12 protein-coding genes, 1 tRNA gene and 2 pseudogenes are annotated in these 16638 nt (G+C 36.7%); 7 read left to right on the forward strand and 8 right to left on the reverse strand.

Annotated elements, in window-relative coordinates; all coding sequences use genetic code 11:
* Positions 1-19: 19 nt before the first annotated feature.
* A complete protein-coding gene (locus tag FJV36_RS08395) occupies positions 20-364 on the forward strand; it encodes a toxin-antitoxin system YwqK family antitoxin (RefSeq protein WP_086453174.1) in 345 nt (114 codons plus the stop codon).
* A gap of 194 nt (positions 365-558) precedes the next feature.
* Here the strand turns inward: FJV36_RS08395 and FJV36_RS08400 are convergent, their stop codons facing one another.
* The 7 genes and pseudogenes from FJV36_RS08400 to FJV36_RS08430 form a co-directional block, all read right to left on the reverse strand.
* Complete coding sequence (locus tag FJV36_RS08400; RefSeq protein ID WP_158730053.1) at positions 559-2229, reverse strand: sodium/sugar symporter; 1671 nt, start codon at positions 2227-2229, stop codon at positions 559-561.
* Between the two features lie 12 nt (positions 2230-2241).
* Positions 2242-3300, reverse strand: a complete 1059-nt coding sequence (locus tag FJV36_RS08405; protein WP_158730054.1) for a UDP-glucose--hexose-1-phosphate uridylyltransferase — start codon at positions 3298-3300, stop codon at positions 2242-2244.
* A gap of 108 nt (positions 3301-3408) precedes the next feature.
* Positions 3409-4578 carry a galactokinase gene (gene galK / locus FJV36_RS08410; RefSeq protein WP_158730055.1) on the reverse strand — a complete coding sequence of 390 codons (1170 nt, stop codon included), beginning with the start codon at positions 4576-4578 and terminating at the stop codon, positions 3409-3411.
* Between the two features lie 107 nt (positions 4579-4685).
* A complete protein-coding gene (locus FJV36_RS08415; protein ID WP_158981003.1) occupies positions 4686-7112 on the reverse strand; it encodes a DUF4982 domain-containing protein in 2427 nt (808 codons plus the stop codon).
* Positions 7113-7128: 16 nt separating this feature from the next.
* Positions 7129-8166: pseudogene (locus FJV36_RS16475) on the reverse strand (arabinogalactan endo-beta-1,4-galactanase).
* 2 nt (positions 8167-8168) lie between these two features.
* A complete protein-coding gene (locus FJV36_RS08425) occupies positions 8169-9272 on the reverse strand; it encodes a glycosyl hydrolase 53 family protein (RefSeq protein WP_158730058.1) in 1104 nt (367 codons plus the stop codon).
* A gap of 1 nt (position 9273) precedes the next feature.
* The gene (locus tag FJV36_RS08430) at positions 9274-10326 is read right to left on the reverse strand and encodes an aldose epimerase family protein (protein ID WP_158730059.1); all 1053 of its coding nucleotides are present in this window, start codon (positions 10324-10326) and stop codon (positions 9274-9276) included.
* A gap of 105 nt (positions 10327-10431) precedes the next feature.
* Between FJV36_RS08430 and FJV36_RS08435 the strand changes: the two genes are divergently transcribed.
* Positions 10432-11430 carry a GntR family transcriptional regulator gene (locus tag FJV36_RS08435; protein WP_158730060.1) on the forward strand — a complete coding sequence of 333 codons (999 nt, stop codon included), beginning with the start codon at positions 10432-10434 and terminating at the stop codon, positions 11428-11430.
* Between the two features lie 39 nt (positions 11431-11469).
* Here FJV36_RS08435 and FJV36_RS08440 read toward each other — a convergent pair.
* Positions 11470-11549 (reverse strand) — tRNA-Leu (locus FJV36_RS08440).
* A gap of 287 nt (positions 11550-11836) precedes the next feature.
* Here FJV36_RS08440 and FJV36_RS08445 point away from each other — a divergent pair.
* From FJV36_RS08445 to FJV36_RS16655, 5 genes and pseudogenes are all read left to right on the forward strand, one after another.
* A complete protein-coding gene (locus tag FJV36_RS08445) occupies positions 11837-12778 on the forward strand; it encodes a ribose-phosphate pyrophosphokinase (RefSeq protein ID WP_158730061.1) in 942 nt (313 codons plus the stop codon).
* 120 nt (positions 12779-12898) lie between these two features.
* Entirely contained in the window at positions 12899-13510 is a 612-nt protein-coding gene (locus tag FJV36_RS08450; protein WP_158730062.1) for a 50S ribosomal protein L25/general stress protein Ctc, read from the forward strand.
* A gap of 285 nt (positions 13511-13795) precedes the next feature.
* Positions 13796-14422: an aminoacyl-tRNA hydrolase gene (gene pth / locus FJV36_RS08455; RefSeq protein ID WP_158730063.1), complete on the forward strand. Its 627-nt coding sequence runs from the start codon at positions 13796-13798 to the stop codon at positions 14420-14422.
* 246 nt (positions 14423-14668) lie between these two features.
* Positions 14669-15625: pseudogene (locus tag FJV36_RS16650) on the forward strand (zinc metalloprotease); the annotation flags it as partial.
* Between the two features lie 528 nt (positions 15626-16153).
* Positions 16154-16621, forward strand: coding sequence for a T9SS type A sorting domain-containing protein (locus FJV36_RS16655; RefSeq protein WP_370514401.1), 468 nt, complete (start codon positions 16154-16156; stop codon positions 16619-16621).
* Positions 16622-16638: the final 17 nt, after the last annotated feature.

Below are 16638 nucleotides of genomic sequence, written 5' to 3' on the forward strand. Positions count from 1 at the left end.
ATTTTAAAACCCCCACATCATGAAAAAATATATCATCTTTGCCGTATTACTGTTTACAGGAATCGCATCAGCTCAAGAAAGTAATCCAAAACTAGAAGCCATTGGAGAATTAGTAAAAACAACTTACTACTTTGAAAATGGAAAAGTACAACAAGAAGGATTTTTCAAAAACGGAAAACTAGAAGGAATTTGGACTTCATTTGATGAAAACGGAAACAAACTTAGTGTTGCTACTTATGCAAATGGAGAAAAAATTGGAAAATGGCTTTTTTGGAATGGAAACAAACTAAACGAAGTAGAATATTCAAACAGTAGAATTGCATCTGTTAAAACTTGGAAACAAGACGCCCTAGTAAACAATTAATTCGTTTTTATAAAGGTTAAAAAAAGCTTTCGATGTACTCGAAAGCTTTTTTTTTGATTTAGAATCAGTACCAAATTACAAGGTAATTTCAAATGACGTTCATTAGATCTAATTTATTAATCAAAATGAACCTCATCAAGATATGAAAGCCTGCTCTGAAAATATTCTTTTGAAATTCAGAACAGGATTATCATTTACCAAAAAATGGTGTAAAATACCGCTATCAGAAATAATACCACCAACATCCCAACAGTAAAACCAGGTGACATTTTAAACATGGTACGGTCTATTTCTAAACCATTAGTTTTAACTCCGCGCGCAGTTTCGTGCATGCTTATGGCGTACATCCCAACGATACAAATCAAGAACACAAATCCCATACGGTCAATAAAAGGAATTTCAAAAACACCATCTGCATTTGGAACCGCAAATCCCGTTGAATGTAAAAATGACAAATCAACAACAGCTGGCATAAATTTGAAAGCAAGCGACATTAAGAAACCACCAATGGTTGCAAACAAAGCCGCATTTGAAGTTGTTTTCTTCCAGAAGAAACCTAAAATAAACATGGCAAAAACTCCAGGACTTACAAATCCTGTATATTCCTGAATGTATTGAAATCCTCCTTTTTTATCAATTCCTAAAAATGGAGCCACAACTACAGCAATCAGCATAGCAACTACAATTGCTTTTTTACCAATGCTAACAAGTTTCTTCTCATCGGCATCAACGTTTAATTTGGTTTTGTAAATATCTAATGTAAAAATAGTTGCAATACTATTCGCCTTTCCAGCCAACGAAGCTACAATTGCAGCAGTAAGTGCAGCAAAAGAAAGCCCTTTTAAACCTACTGGTAATAAATTTAACAACACTGGATAAGCACGATCTGGATTTACGGTTCCATCTTGAAGCATTTCGGTGCCAAAATGCCCATTTTGATACAACACAAAAGCTGCTATTCCAGGCAATACTACAATTATTGGCATTAACAATTTCAAAAAAGCCGCAAATAAAATTCCGTTTCGAGCCGTTTTAAGATCAGCTCCTAATGCACGTTGCGTAATATATTGGTTACAACCCCAATAATTAAGATTAATGATCAACATTCCTCCAATCAAAACAGATAGACCAGGCAAATCCATATAATTCGGATTAGATTTTTCAAAAATCATATGAAAATGGTCGTTTGCCTCGGTAGTCATAAGGTTAAAACCATTTATAACTCCTGTTGTACCAAACTCTTCGGCTACCAAATTCAAGGCTAAGTAAGTAGTTCCCAATCCTCCTAATATCAAGAAGAAAACTTGAATCACATCTGTATATCCAATGACCTTCATTCCGCCCAATGTGATCATTACTGCAAAAAAGGCTAAGAAAATCATACATAAAGTAATATCAAGACCAGAAATGCTACTAATTGCAAGAGCCCCTAAATACAATATTGAGGTAAGATTTACTAAAACATACAATAGCAACCAAAATACGGCCATAATCATGGCCACATTGCTATTATACCTTTGATTCAAATACTGAGGCATTGTGAAAATTTTGTTTTTCAAATACACTGGAATAAAGAAAACAGCAACAATAATCAACGTAAAAGCCGCCATCCACTCATACGTAGCAATTGCTAATCCCATTTTGAAACCACTTCCGCTCATTCCAATAAATTGCTCCGCACTAATATTACTGGCTATTAATGATGCACCAATAGCCCACCAAGTGAGTGATCCTTCGGCTAAGAAATAATCCTTACTACTGGTTTCTTCTTTCTTTTTCTTTTTGTAAATCCACACTCCATACCCTACAATCAGGATGAAATAACACAAAAAGACAATATAATCTTGGGTGGCTAATGTTTGCATTGGTTAAAATTTTTAGTTTTGGATAACAGATTTATAATGAATATTTGATTGACATTTTAATACCTCAGCACTTTTCTCTGGAGTAATATCACGCTGTGACTCGCCCATCATTTCGTAACCTACCATAAATTTCTTTACTACGGCAGAGCGTAACAAAGGCGGATAAAAATGCATGTGAAAATGCCATGCTGGATGTTCCTCTCCATCTGTCGGTGCTTGATGAATCCCTGAAGAATACGGAAATGAGGTTTCGAAAAGATTATCGTATTTAGTTGTTAATTGTTTTAAAATAATAGCAAAATCTGTAACCTCAGCTGCACTAAAATCAGTAATTTTAGACACGTTGCGTTTGCTCACAATCATAGTTTCGTAAGGCCAAATTGCCCAAAAAGGTACCAAAGCGACAAAATGCTCATTCTCGATCACGATGCGCTCTTGCACCTTCAATTCTTCTTGAACATAATCTTGCAATAAGGTTCGATCATGTTTTTCAAAATACTGATTAAAGCTATTATGCGTTTTTTCGACTTGTGTAGGCAAAGATGATTGTGCCCATATTTGACCGTGCGGATGCGGATTACTGCAGCCCATTACACTGCCTTTGTTTTCAAAAATTTGAACATGATTAATGTAATTCAAAGCGCCTAAAGTAGCATATTCTTTTTGCCAAGTTGTTACAATATTCTCAATATTCTCGACTTCCATTTGAGGCAATGTCAAATCATGCTTGGGAGAAAAACAAACCACTTTTGAAATACCGCGTTCTGGTTTTGCCTTAAAAAAAGTATGTTTTTCATTCTCCTCAAAAAAGATCTCTTCTTGCTTTAAGGCGGCAAAATCATTTTCAAAAACATAACAAGAATCGTATGGTGGATTCACTTCACCATTTGCACGCACATTCCCCGGACATAAGTAACATTGGGGATCGTATTCTGGTAATTGAACAACCGAAATGGTTTCTTTTTGGCCCTGCCAAGGTCTTTTCGAACGATGAGGCGAAACCAAAACCCATTCGTTGATTAAGGGATTAAAACGCCTATGAGGATCTTCGTTGATATCAAAATTTTTCATGCTATTCATTTTATGTTTTTTGACACAGATTTCACTAATTATCACAGATTAATTTTGTGCTTAAAAATTTGTGCAAATCTGTGGAATCAGCGTTAAATTTTTTATTAGTTATGATGGCTCATATAAGGATATACCGTTTCCGATTTTTACATCATAAATTTTCAATTCTATGTTCCATTTTTCTTGGTACAATTGAGCGAATTTTTGTTTAACGGCTTCTTCTTTTCCTTTTTTAATCAAAGTAATGGTGCAACCGCCAAAACCTCCGCCCATCAATCGGGAACCTATTACGGCATCTTCGGCTAAGGCCAATTCGACCAAGTAATTCAACTCGGGGCAGCTCACTTCGTATTCTCTAGACAAACCATCGTGTGTTTCAAAAAGTAATTGCCCCAAAAGCTCAATATTTCCCGCATCCAAAGCTTCACAAGCTTTAGACACACGAGCAATTTCTTTTACTACATAATGCACACGTGAAAAAACAACAGTATCCATTTTGTCTTTCAAAGTCAACAATTGCGCTTCGGTACAATTTCTGAAGCTTTTGATTTCAGGAAAATTAGCTTTAATAATCGCCAAACCTTCCTCGCATTCTTCTCTTCTTTTGTTATACGCCGATATAAACAAGGAATGCTTCACGTTACTATCAAATAACACCAAAGCATAGTCTTTAAAATCAGCGTTGTGGCACTCAAATTCCAAAGTATTACAATCCAATTTGATGACCTTATTTTCAAGTCCATACACACTAGCAAATTGGTCCATAATACCACAATTGATTCCCACCCAATGTTCTGCCTTTTGACCCATTAAAGCAATATCAATAGGCTTAATTTTCAAATCAAAAAGTTCGTTTAAACCAAATAGAAAACCACACTCCAATGCAGCCGAAGATGACAATCCAGAACCTACCGGAATATTGCTACTAAAAACGCAATTAACCCCACTAAAATCAAAACCATTATCTTGTAGTTGTTTCAAAACTCCTAAAATATAATTGTTCCAAACGGTTGAACTGAGTTCAATGTCTTTCGACAAATCGATTTCAAATTCTTGATTCAAATCGATAGCAACGATTTTAGAAGTTGTAGCGTTACTTTTTTCGAAAGCAAAGCAAATGATCTTATCTATAGCAGCAGGCAATACATAACCATCGTTGTAATCTACATGTTCTCCAATGATATTAATTCTTCCTGGAGAAAGCACTATTTTTTCGGGTGCTTTACCAAATTTTTCCTGAAAAAAAACGGTTGTTTTTTGTATTAATGAATCATTCATTACTCTTGAAATTATTAAAGTGTTGCATCGCAAAAACTCGCTTTAATGTCTTTGCAATAATTTTGTATTTGAAATATGATAAGTAGGCATACCTCTTGTTTATCTATTTATTTCTTTGCTTCCAAAGTCAATTTACCCGCCTTTAATCCAGCTCCATTCACTTCCAATTGGATGGTTCCATCGGTAGTTTTCGATCGTACAAGTACTACCAATTTTCCGCTAAACAATTTCATCGTGTCTTTATGGAACATCTCGAGTGAAGTCGCATCTCCATTACAAGCGGCGCGATACGTACCCGCTCCAGACACTTTAAATTTCAATTGGTTCGTGGCTGTTGGACAAGGAACTCCATTTTTATCCACTACAGAAACCGTCACAAACGAAATATCCTCGCCATCGGCTGTGATCGTTTTTCGGTCGACATCCAAAACAATTTGGTACGGTTGACCAGCGGTTCGGACTTCCTTTTCTTCAGCCACTTTGCCATTGTCATCATAAGCTACGACTTTTACCGTTCCTGGTTCATATTTTACATCCATCCACATCAAGCGGTAACGGTTTTGCGGCGTGTTCTTGTTTTTGGTCTGTACGCCCATACTTTTGCCATTGATAAAAAGTTCAGCACTGGTGTAACTGGTGTACACAAAAACAGGAGTTGTTTGTCCTTCACGACCTTCCCAATTCCAATGGGGTAGGATGTGTAGCGTAGTTGCCTTGGTGTTCCAACGGCTTCGGTACAAATAATAACGGTCTTTCGGTAAGCCTGCTAAATCGTTAATTCCAAAATAAGAACTACGAGACGGCCAGCTTTCGTCATAAGGTGTCGGTTCGCCCAAATAATCAAAACCTGTCCAAACGAATTCACCAATTACCCAAGATTTATCATCCTGAAGTACGAAATCTTCATCAGGAACATTGGACCAACTGCAGGCTTCCAAATCATACGATGAAGATTGAAAGTCTGGATACAGCTTCATTTTTTCTTGTACCACAGGAAATTTATAAATCCCTCTAGAGCTCACGGTTGATGCCGTTTCGGAACCTAAAATAAATCCTTGCGGAAATTTTTTAAATGCCTCATCATACAAATGCACGCGATAATTCAATCCTGGAATATCTAGCAAGGCTCCAAAACCCGATTCCATAGTCGCTTTTACCTGATCCATTCCAACGGTCACTGGACGAGTTGGATCTTCTCTATGAAATATTTCTTGCAACCATTTGGCTCGTTTTACACCCGCTTCTCCCCACTGATCTGGAACTTCATTTCCTGAACTCCACATCACAATAGAAGGATGATTACGTGTGGCTTGCACCAAATTCACAATGTCTTTTTCGGCATATTCATCAAAAAAGCGATGGTAGCCGTTATCTACTTTTGGTAAAACCCATTCGTCGAAACTCTCTGCCAGAAACAAAAACCCCATTTCGTCTGCCAACTCCAATTGCTCGAAAGAAGGCATATTGTGCGAACTGCGAATGGCATTGCATCCCATATCTTTTAAAATGGTAAACTGTCTACGCAAAGCGGCTTTGTTTACGGCAGCACCAAGAGGTCCCAAATCGTGATGCAAACAAACCCCTTTGAATTTGGTCACTTTCCCATTAAGGCTAAATCCTTTATTGGCTTCATACTTTATTTCTCGGATTCCAAATTGGGTGGTAAGCTCGTCTTTCAATTCATTACCAACATATAATTGAGTAACAGCTTTGTACAAATAAGGCGTCTCAGGACTCCACAGTTTTGGATTCTCTACTTTTATATTTTGATCAAACTCTTTCCCGAATGGTGTAGTTGATTCCTCTGAATTTAATTTCTTTCCTTCAGCATCAAAAATAGTGGTCACCAAACGCATATTTTCACCAGAAGCTTTGGTCTTAATATTGACTTTGGCAACAGCATCGCTGATAAAAGGTGTCGTTATAAACTGACCCCATTGGTCAATGCTTTCATTGTTCTTGATAATCACACTTACTTTTCGATACAAACCAGCTCCGGGATACCAACGGGAGGCAAATTCTTTATTGGATAATTTTACGGCTAATGTATTGTCTCCTTCTTGAATGAATTGGGAAACATCAAAATAAAAATAACTATAGCCATATGCCCATTCTCCTACTTTTTTCCCATTCAAATACACTTGAGGTTCGCTCATAGCGCCTTCAAAAAGCAATAGTATTTTTTTACCTTTGGTATCTTTAGGCAAACTAAATGTATTGCGATACCACGCAGTACCAATATGTGGTAAAGCTCCGGTTCTTCCTGTTTTTTCGGTAGCTACATTTTCTCCATTTTGAACAATGGCAACTTTCTGTATGTCTACATTTTTATCAAAAGGACCATAAATTGCCCAATCATGCGGAACAGTAACCGATTCCCATTTCGAGTCGTTGAAGTTTGCCTTAAAAGCGTCTTCAAAATTTCCTTTTTGAAATTTCCAATGGGTATCTAATACCTTAACCACTCGCGCTTGAGAGAAAGCCATGGTAGTGAAGATTATAAAAACCAGCAAAAAAGAGGGTATTTTTTTCATTTGTAAATAGCTATAATTATTCTTTAAAAGCATCCAATGCAGGCGAAGGTTTTCCGTCTTGTTGCCAAGCACTCAAGCCATAACCACTCCAAGATTTGGCTCCTTGCGGCTCCCAATACAAAACGCCCAAGCCTTTATTATCGGGAACAGCTCTTACGGCTTTGATCGTAGCAGCTAGAAGTTCTTTGGTGTTTTGTACTTGTTCATCAACACCGCCAACTTCAACAACCATTACCTCTTTCTGATAACGAGAAGCCATGTCGTTTAGGTTTTTTTGTAAATCGGCTACGGTTTCTGAATAGTCTTTTTTGATCCAAAACGGATAGTAAGACAGACCAATAACGTCATACTTTACTTGATGCTCTGTGGCTTTATCAAAAAACCAACGGAATTTTTCGTTGTTGTTCCCTTCATCTACATGCACAATTACTTTGATTTTGGCATTCACAGCTTTAGTCGCTTCGTATCCTTTATTCAACAATTGCGCTAGTTGAGCCCAATTGTTCGTACTCCCATCTGGCCAAAGCATTCCGCCTGGAATTTCGTTCCCCACCTAAACCCATTCTGGAGTGACACCTACTTTTTTTAAAGCAGTCAACACATCAAATGTATGTTCATAGACTTTATTTTGTAACGCATCGAACGGTAGGTTGGCCCAAGCAGCAGGTTTGGCCTGTTTGGCGGGATCGGCCCAAGTATCGCTATAATGAAAATCGATCATAATGCGCATTTTGACTTTTTGAGCACGCAAAGCCATAACAACCGTTTCGGCAGCACTGCAGTGACCACTGGCTTTGTTTTGACTTGGATTGACAAATACACGCAAACGAATGGTGTTCATTCCGCGTTCTTTTAGCAATTGCAAACAATCTTTTTCCTTTCCGTCCGTATCATAAAAACGATAACCAGTAGCTTCCATTTGCGGCAACCAACTCACGTCGGCTCCTTTGGCGAAAGCCAATTTATTTTTCTTTTGTCCCAAAGCAATAGTGGTACTACTTATAAAAAGAAGCAGTAGCACTATTCTTTGAAAAATTCTAACAGTGGCAATCATGATTAATTGGTAAAGGCTTGTAAAACGGGCAATGCTTTATTTGAAAAATCATAAAATGCCTGATTTTCGAAGGTAGATCCATTAGTAGCTTGGTTGCCTTTGAAAGAAACCCATTCGCCTCCCCAGTAGGCAAACCCTTGTCCGTAAGTAGAGGATTTTACTAAATCTTTAATCGCCAAAACAAAACTTTTTTGTCCTTCGGGAGTCGCAGGAAATCCAGATATCAATTGTGATTCTAGACCCATAATATTATTTGTCCAGTCATTCCAACTTAAGGTAAATGGATAGGCTGTTTCTGCAATCAACACTTTCTTAGAAAAGTTTTTTCCTAAGGCATCAATGGTCGTTTTTACCGCAGCCATATCTTTCCCGTGCCAGAGAGGATAATACGACAAACCGATATAATCATAATCAACACTTTTTACTTTAGTAAAAAACCAATTAGTATCTGTAGCCGAAACGCCTGCATAGTGAATCATAATTTTGGTACTTGGCGCTTTGCTTCGAATGGTAGCACTTGCGGTTTTTAACAAATCTATACATTGCGCTTCTTGATTGATCAAATTACCTTGTGGCCAAAGCAATCCGCTATTGATTTCGTTCCCGATTTGAATAATATCTGGGTTAATTTCGGTCAAAATAGTTGTGGTGTAAGTGACTACCGCAGCTTTTAAATCAGTAAAAGATACGTTTTTCCAAGCAGCTGGAGTGGTTTGAACCGCAGGATCAGCCCAATAGTCAGAATAGTGAACGGTTAACCAAACTTTTAAGCCTGCTTGTTTTACTCGTTGTGCTAGGGCTTTTACCTCGGTTAAACCAGAATGTCCATTTACTGGATCTTTCCACAAACGAATTCGGATGGTATTACAACCAACACTTTTTAGTGTGGTTAGCATGTCTTCTGTTTTTCCGTTGTTAGTAAAAACTACTCCCGCAGCTTCTATTTCTGGCAAATACGAAATATCGGCGGCTTTGATAAACTCCTCAGTAACCACAGGTGGTTTTGCAACAGGAGTTACTGTAGCACTACTGTCACCAGCATCAGAACAAGAAAAAACAAGTATGACAAGCGAAAGCAATGCCGAGTTTTTAAAGTATTTTTTCATCTCAAAAAGATTTAAATTTATAAATAGTTTTATGGTAATACAACTCCCCTTTTTTGAGAATTGCACTCGGGAAATGATCATGATTAGGAGCATCAGGGAAATTTTGAGTTTCAAAACAAATCCCACTAGTAGGGTGATATGCCGCGTTATCTTTCCCATTTATCTGTCCAAAACAATTCCCGCCTACGTATACATGTACAGCACGTTGATTGGTGTAAACAGACATTTTTAATAATTTATCGCTGCTGTACAAAGAAGCAGCGTACTCTTTTTCTTTGTTTAAAACAAAAGTAGTATCTATTGTAGCGGGACAATTTCTGCTATTTGTAAAATCGAAAGGACAATTAGCAACATTCAAAAATCGACCGGTGGGAATTCCTGAACTTGTGGTTTCTAATATTCTTTGTGAATTAACACACATCTCCTGATCAACAACAGAATTGTGATGCCCATCTAGGTTAAAATAGCTGTGATGTGTCAGGTTTAAAATAGTGTCTTGTGATGCATGTGCCACATACTCTACGATCATTTCATTTTCATCGGTAAGCATATAGGTCACATCAACCACAACGTCTCCAGGGAAAAATTCTTCGTTATGCTTACTGCAATAGGCGAACGTAACAGATGGATTTTTACCTTCTTTTTTACTCTTTATTTTCCAATTTCTTTGGCTTAGGCCAATGCTACCTCCGTGTAACGAATTTCCATTGTTGTTTTTATTTATCAAGTAAGATTTTCCACCAAGCTTGAATTCGCCATTACTTATCCTTCCTGCAAACCTTCCCACAATAGCACCAAAATAAGGAGCACTTGGCAAATCATAGGATTTTATATATTCCTCTAGGGTTTCAAAACCCAAAACTACGTCAACCAAATTACCATTTTTTAAAGGCACTTTTAAAGATGTAAGTGTAGCTCCATAACTCATCACCTTCATTTGCATTCCCTTACTGTTGACAAGTTCACACATAGAGAACTCATCACAATTAGGCATAGAACAAAATGATTTCAGCACAGAAACCCTATTAAAATGTGATATGTGTTTTATTTTCATGAATAAATTATGAAATGTGAAAAACCAAAAGTAAAATAATTGTTAAGTATTACATACCAGTACCTACCAGTTTTTGTATATTGCAACTTGAAAAAAACTTTTTACATGAAACTAATCAGCATTCAAAACAATAAAGGCATTCCTAAATACCAACAAATCATAACCTCTATTGAAGTAGCTCTACAACATGAATTATTACAAAAAGGAGACAGACTTCCATCAGTAAATAAAGTGCGTTTAGAATTCTCTTTGTCTAGAGATACCGTTTTACTTGCCTATGATGAGTTAAAAAAAAGAGGGATAATTTATGCCATTCCTGGCAAAGGCTATTATGTAAAAAGCGTTGAAGTATCCATAAAACAAAAGATATTTTTACTCTTTGACGAATTAAACATTTTTAAAGAAGACTTATACAATTCCTTTCTCGAAAACATAGGAACTACAGCTCAGGTTGATATTTTTTTTCATCATTTTAACGTTCCCGTTTTTCAAAAACTAATTCATGACAGCAACGGTAATTATACAAAATACATTATCATGCCAACCAATCTTGAAGAAGCTGCATCAATTATAAAAACCCTACCAGTTCAGGACGTTTATATTCTTGACCAAACAAATCAAGAATTATTAAACTATCCTGCAGTGTACCAAAACTTTGTAAAAGATATTTATGAAGGCCTATTAAAAGGAAAATCAAAGCTGAACAAATACAAAAAACTAATAATGATTTTTCCAGGATTCCGTGAACCACTAGGAATGAAAATAGGCTTTGAAAAATTTTGCAACGATCACGCTTTTGAATATGAAATCATAACCGAATTTAAAAACAGAAATATCACAGCTGGCGAGGTGTATATTATTCCGAGTGACAGGGATTTAGTTAGTGTAATAGAAAAGGCAAAAATTCAAAATTTACAATTGGGCACTCACTACGGAATTATCTCCTATAATGAAACCCCGCTAAAAAAAGTAGTAGAAAACGGAATCACAACCATTTCAACCCATTTTGAAATGATGGGGCAACTGTTAGCACAAATGATTTTAAAAGGTAAAAAAGAGCAAATAGAAAACAAAAGTGATTTGATATTGAGGAACTCGTTGTGATATAAAACAAAAAAACCGCTTCTTACGAAGCGGTTTTTGTACCCGGAGCCGGAGTCGAACCGGCACGGTTTCCCACAGGTGTTTGAGACCAGCGCGTCTACCAATTCCGCCATCCGGGCTTAGCAGACAGAAACAACAACAGTTGCTTCACGCAATAAAGAGATAACTAGTGGTAACTAAGTATCTTTTCCTTTAACACGGTGCAAATGTAAAAAAATTAATTAAATGTTCAACAAAAAATACTTAATTTTTTCCTTTCAGTGTTGAATATATTTTCTAAATTTGCACCTCGTTAAAAAACGAAACACACAACTAACTACATCTTAGGCAAATAGATCAATAAGCTTTAAGCAACAGCTTAATTAAAAAATATCTAGCAACCAAAGATAAAAAACAACACACAATAATGTCACACCTAGAACCAGAAGCTAAAATTTTTGCTTGTTCACAAAGTGTTTATCTTGCTGAAAAAATTGCAAAAGAATACGGAATACCACTAGGTAAAATCACTACATCAAAGTACAGTGATGGGGAATTTCAACCTTCTTATGAAGAATCAATAAGAGGTTTACGCGTATTTATAGTATGCTCTACATTTCCTACTGCTGATAACTTGATGGAATTACTGTTAATGATTGACGCAGCAAAGCGTGCATCAGCTAGACACATAACAGCTGTGATTCCTTATTTTGGATGGGCAAGACAAGATAGAAAGGACAAGCCAAGAGTTCCGATAGGAGCTAAATTAGTAGCTAATTTATTAGACGCTGCAGGCGCAACAAGAGTAATGACCATGGATTTGCATGCTGATCAAATTCAAGGATTTTTTGAAAAACCAGTAGACCACTTGTTTGCCTCAACCATCTTTTTACCATATGTAGAAAGCTTAGGATTAGAAAACTTGACTATTGCCTCACCTGACATGGGAGGCTCAAAAAGAGCGTATGCTTACTCTAAATTTTTAGAGTCAGATGTAGTAATTTGCTACAAACAAAGAAAAGCAGCCAACGTAATTGACACTATGGAATTAATAGGAGAAGTTAAAGGTCGTAACGTAATTCTTGTTGATGACATGATTGATACCGGAGGCACATTGGCGAAAGCCGCCGATTTAATGATAGAAAAAGGTGCCTTGAGCGTACGCGCTATTTGCACACACGCCATTTTATCTGGCGATGCGTACGAAAAAATTGAAAACTCTAAATTGAGCGAATTAATAGTTACCGATTCTATTCCGTTAAAGAAAGAGTCAAACAAAATAAGAGTGTTGAGCTGTGCTCCACTTTTTGCCGAAGTAATGCACATGGTACACCACAACAATTCGATTAGCGGAAAGTTTATCATGTAATTATTAGCCCTTAGTGATTAGTCCTTAGCAATTAGTCCTTAGTTAAATAGCTAAGAACTTAGGACTAACAGCTCCGGACTTAAAAAAAGAGTTTAATTAATAACTATATAAATATTTAAAATGAAATCGATTACAATTAAAGGATCAGAAAGAGAAAGCGTGGGCAAAGTAGCTACTAAAGCCTTACGTAATGCTGGATTGGTTCCTTGCGTATTATACGGAGGAAGTCAAGCAGTTCATTTCTCAGCAGAAGTGATGGCATTCAAAAACTTGATTTACACTCCAAACGCGCACACAGTTGAGATCGATCTTGGAAACGGAAAATCTTACAATGCTGTACTTCAAGACATTCAAGTACACCCAGTATCTGACAAAATTTTACACATTGACTTCTTTCAAATCTTTGAAGACAAAGAAATTACTATTGAAGTTCCTGTGAAAATTGTTGGAAAATCTAAAGGTGTTATGGCAGGTGGTGATTTACGTATGAACAACCGTAAATTAAAAGTAAGAGCGCTTCCTAAAAATCTTCCTGATTTTGTTGAAGCTGATATTACTCCACTTGATATGGGTAACAAATTATATGTTACTAAAGTACCAGCTGAAAACTTCAAAATCATGCACCCAGACAACACCGTTATTTGTCAAGTGAAGATTTCTCGTGCAGCTATGAAAGCAGCTCAAGAAGCAGCAAAAGCAGCAAAAGCTCCTGCAAAAGGAAAGAAAAAATAATTTTTTTTCAGTCAAAATTCAAGAAAGCGTCAGTTATGCAACTGGCGCTTTTTTTTGCTTTCAGTTTTTTAAGATATTTTAGAAGCAGCTAAAATTCTTCTACAGCTATTTTGTCCCGCTTTCCGTTGCAATCTTTTTGCACGCAAAAAAAGCGCACAAAAAGGATTTTCACTACAATCGGGGCTATTACACACTATTTTTTGCATTTCAGACCTGAGCCGCATAAACCCTTAAAATATTAGCTACAGCATAGTCATTTTATTGAATTAAGCTTACTTTTGTACCATGATAAAATGGATTTCAAACCTATTCGCAACCACAAAATCAGAGGACAGTAGCACCATCATGAAGAAATTTTTAATAGTCGGACTAGGCAACATTGGGGCTGAGTACGTAAACACAAGACATAACATCGGGTTTAAAATCGTTGACTTTTTAGCTAAAAAAGAAGGAATACAATTTGAGACCGTAAAACTAGGCACATTAGCCGAATACAAATTTAAAGGCAGAACCTTTTTACTATTAAAACCCAACACCTATATGAATCTTAGCGGGAAAGCGGTTCAATATTGGATGGACAAAGAGAACATTCCGCTTGAAAACATTTTAGTTATTACAGATGATTTAAATCTACCGTTTGGAGCCATCCGCATAAGACAAAAAGGAAGCGATGGCGGACACAATGGCCTTAAGAATATCAACTTGGTACTAAACACACAAAGTTACGCAAGATTCCGTTTTGGCATAAGCGATGAATTCAAAAAAGGAAAACAAGTTGATTATGTCCTTGGTGACTGGGACGATACTGAGAAAACAGCACTTCCGGAACGACTGGAAATGGGTTCTGAGATTATAAAATCTTTTGGGACTGCAGGATTAGAAAATACCATGACTTCCTTTAACGGGAAATAACTAAGAGTAATGTAAAACGAAAAGGATTTTTTTATAAATTTATATGGTCGCATTTTATTGAAAATACATCCCATTTTATAAATTAAGTACCGCTGAAAGCTTTTTATTCAAAATGCCCGTATATACATCAATGCGCAACCCATGCCCCAAAAAACCATAATCATGAAAAAAATTACTTTCCTACTACTAACTGCTTTTTGTACTAGCAGCTGGACTTTTGCACAGGTAAAAAGCCAAGATGCAAACATGCTCTTTGGTAAAAGCAAACCTTATAAGCCAGGCACTATAATACGATGTGCCACTACTGAATACGAGGAATACTTAAAACTAAAAGATCCAAACAGATTATCAACCGATGAATTTGAGCAGTGGATCCGCCCAAAATTAGAAGAAAACGCAAAAAGCAGAACCTCAAAAAACTTAAAAACAAATGGCGTAATTACCATACCAGTCGTAGTACATATTATTAGCAATGGAGATGCCGAGGGCGTTAATGAAAATATTCTTGATCAACAAGTAATTTCACAAATTAGAGTATTAAATGAAGACTTTAGGAAAAAATCAGGCACGCCAGGGTTTAACACTAATCCTGTAGGTGCTGATGTTGAAATTGAGTTCGAATTAGCTAATAAAGACCCCAATGGCATAGCAACAAACGGCATTACCCGTGTAAATCTAGGCGCAGCAAGCTGGTCTACTGACGACATAGATGCTATAGTAAAACCACAAACACAGTGGAATCCTGACAAGTATTTCAATATTTGGGTAGTCAATTTAACCCGAACTAATTTATTAGGTTATGCTCAACTACCTAGCGCATCAGGTTTATCTGGCTTAAGTAACAATGAAGGAGGACGTACTACAGACGGAGTGGTTATTGGATACAAATATTTTGGCTCTTCAACCTATTTTGCCAATGGAAACTATCAACCAGGATACGACAAAGGTCGTACTGCAACTCATGAAGTAGGCCACTGGCTAGGCTTACGTCATATTTGGGGTGACGCAGGGGAAGGCGAAGACGGCTGTACTTCTGACGATTATTGCCAAGACACGCCTAATGCAGCGATAGAAAATGAAGGTTGTCCATCAAACGTAGACTCTTGCCCCAATTCACCGGGAGTTGACATGGTAGAAAATTATATGGATTATACCAATGACGAATGCATGAACATTTTTACAAACGATCAAAAAGCGAGAATGATAACAGTGATCAATAATTCTATTAGAAGAAAATCATTACAAACATCTGACGCTTTAAATCCTAAATTCGCAAATGATGCGGCCACCGGTGTTGTAAGCATAAGCACAACTACTTGCAGCAATAATTTAGTTCCAGTGATACATATTACAAATAAAGGAACTGCAAATTTGACAGCTGTATCAATACGGTACGGAATTGACAATACCAGCACTCAAATTTTAAATTGGACTGGTAATTTAGCTACCAACCAATCACAGGAACTAGCCTTGAATACCATGACCACTACTGGCGGCAGCCACACTTTTAATTCAACGATACTTAGTATGAATGGCAAGACAGATGACAACAATGTAAATGACAGTGATAGTAAAGTTTTTGACATTGTAAACAATTTTGCTCCAACGGCAATGACACTCACATTACAATGTGATTATTTTGGAGCAGAAACTACTTGGAAACTAACAAATTCTAATGGCACAATATTGTACAACGGCGGCCCTTACAACACCACACCACGAAGTTCTGCGATGCCCACTCCAATACAAACAACGCTAAATCTTGCCGACAATGACTGCTATATTTTCACTATAGAAGATTCAGAAGGAGATGGCATTTGCTGCGACTTTGGAACAGGTTACTATAAAATAGAAACTGCTACAGGAGCTACAGTAATTTCAGGTAGTCAATTTCTCAATGCAGATTCAAAAAGCTTCAGAATCAACTCTTTGTCAACTCCTGAAGTTGCTGATTTTAATAGCATAAAACTTTATCCAAACCCTACAACTGATTTTTTAAATCTTTTTGTAGAGAAGAATAGAGATAGACCAGACAGCTACACGATCATAAATATACTTGGTCAAGTTATAAAATCAAAAAAAATAGCGCGAGAGGATAATCTTCAGATAAATGTAGCTAGCTTACCAGCGGGTACATACTTTTTAAAACTCGCCAAAAATGAAATCGAGATCAAGACAATTTCATTTCTTAAAAAATAATTAAAGAGATTTCAAGA

The organism is Flavobacterium sp. I-STPP5a (genome assembly GCF_009764685.1).
Taxonomy (GTDB): domain Bacteria; phylum Bacteroidota; class Bacteroidia; order Flavobacteriales; family Flavobacteriaceae; genus Flavobacterium.

Coding starts and splice junctions, on each gene's coding strand:
- FJV36_RS08395 (WP_086453174.1), top strand. CDS start 20: ATGAAAAAATATATCATCTTTGCCGTATTACTGTTTACAGGAATCGCA.
- FJV36_RS08400 (WP_158730053.1), bottom strand. CDS start 2,229: ATGCAAACATTAGCCACCCAAGATTATATTGTCTTTTTGTGTTATTTC.
- FJV36_RS08405 (WP_158730054.1), bottom strand. CDS start 3,300: ATGAAAAATTTTGATATCAACGAAGATCCTCATAGGCGTTTTAATCCC.
- galK (WP_158730055.1), bottom strand. CDS start 4,578: ATGAATGATTCATTAATACAAAAAACAACCGTTTTTTTTCAGGAAAAA.
- FJV36_RS08415 (WP_158981003.1), bottom strand. CDS start 7,112: ATGAAAAAAATACCCTCTTTTTTGCTGGTTTTTATAATCTTCACTACC.
- FJV36_RS08425 (WP_158730058.1), bottom strand. CDS start 9,272: ATGAAAAAATACTTTAAAAACTCGGCATTGCTTTCGCTTGTCATACTT.
- FJV36_RS08430 (WP_158730059.1), bottom strand. CDS start 10,326: ATGAAAATAAAACACATATCACATTTTAATAGGGTTTCTGTGCTGAAA.
- FJV36_RS08435 (WP_158730060.1), top strand. CDS start 10,432: ATGAAACTAATCAGCATTCAAAACAATAAAGGCATTCCTAAATACCAA.
- FJV36_RS08445 (WP_158730061.1), top strand. CDS start 11,837: ATGTCACACCTAGAACCAGAAGCTAAAATTTTTGCTTGTTCACAAAGT.
- FJV36_RS08450 (WP_158730062.1), top strand. CDS start 12,899: ATGAAATCGATTACAATTAAAGGATCAGAAAGAGAAAGCGTGGGCAAA.
- pth (WP_158730063.1), top strand. CDS start 13,796: ATGATAAAATGGATTTCAAACCTATTCGCAACCACAAAATCAGAGGAC.
- FJV36_RS16655 (WP_370514401.1), top strand. CDS start 16,154: ATGCCCACTCCAATACAAACAACGCTAAATCTTGCCGACAATGACTGC.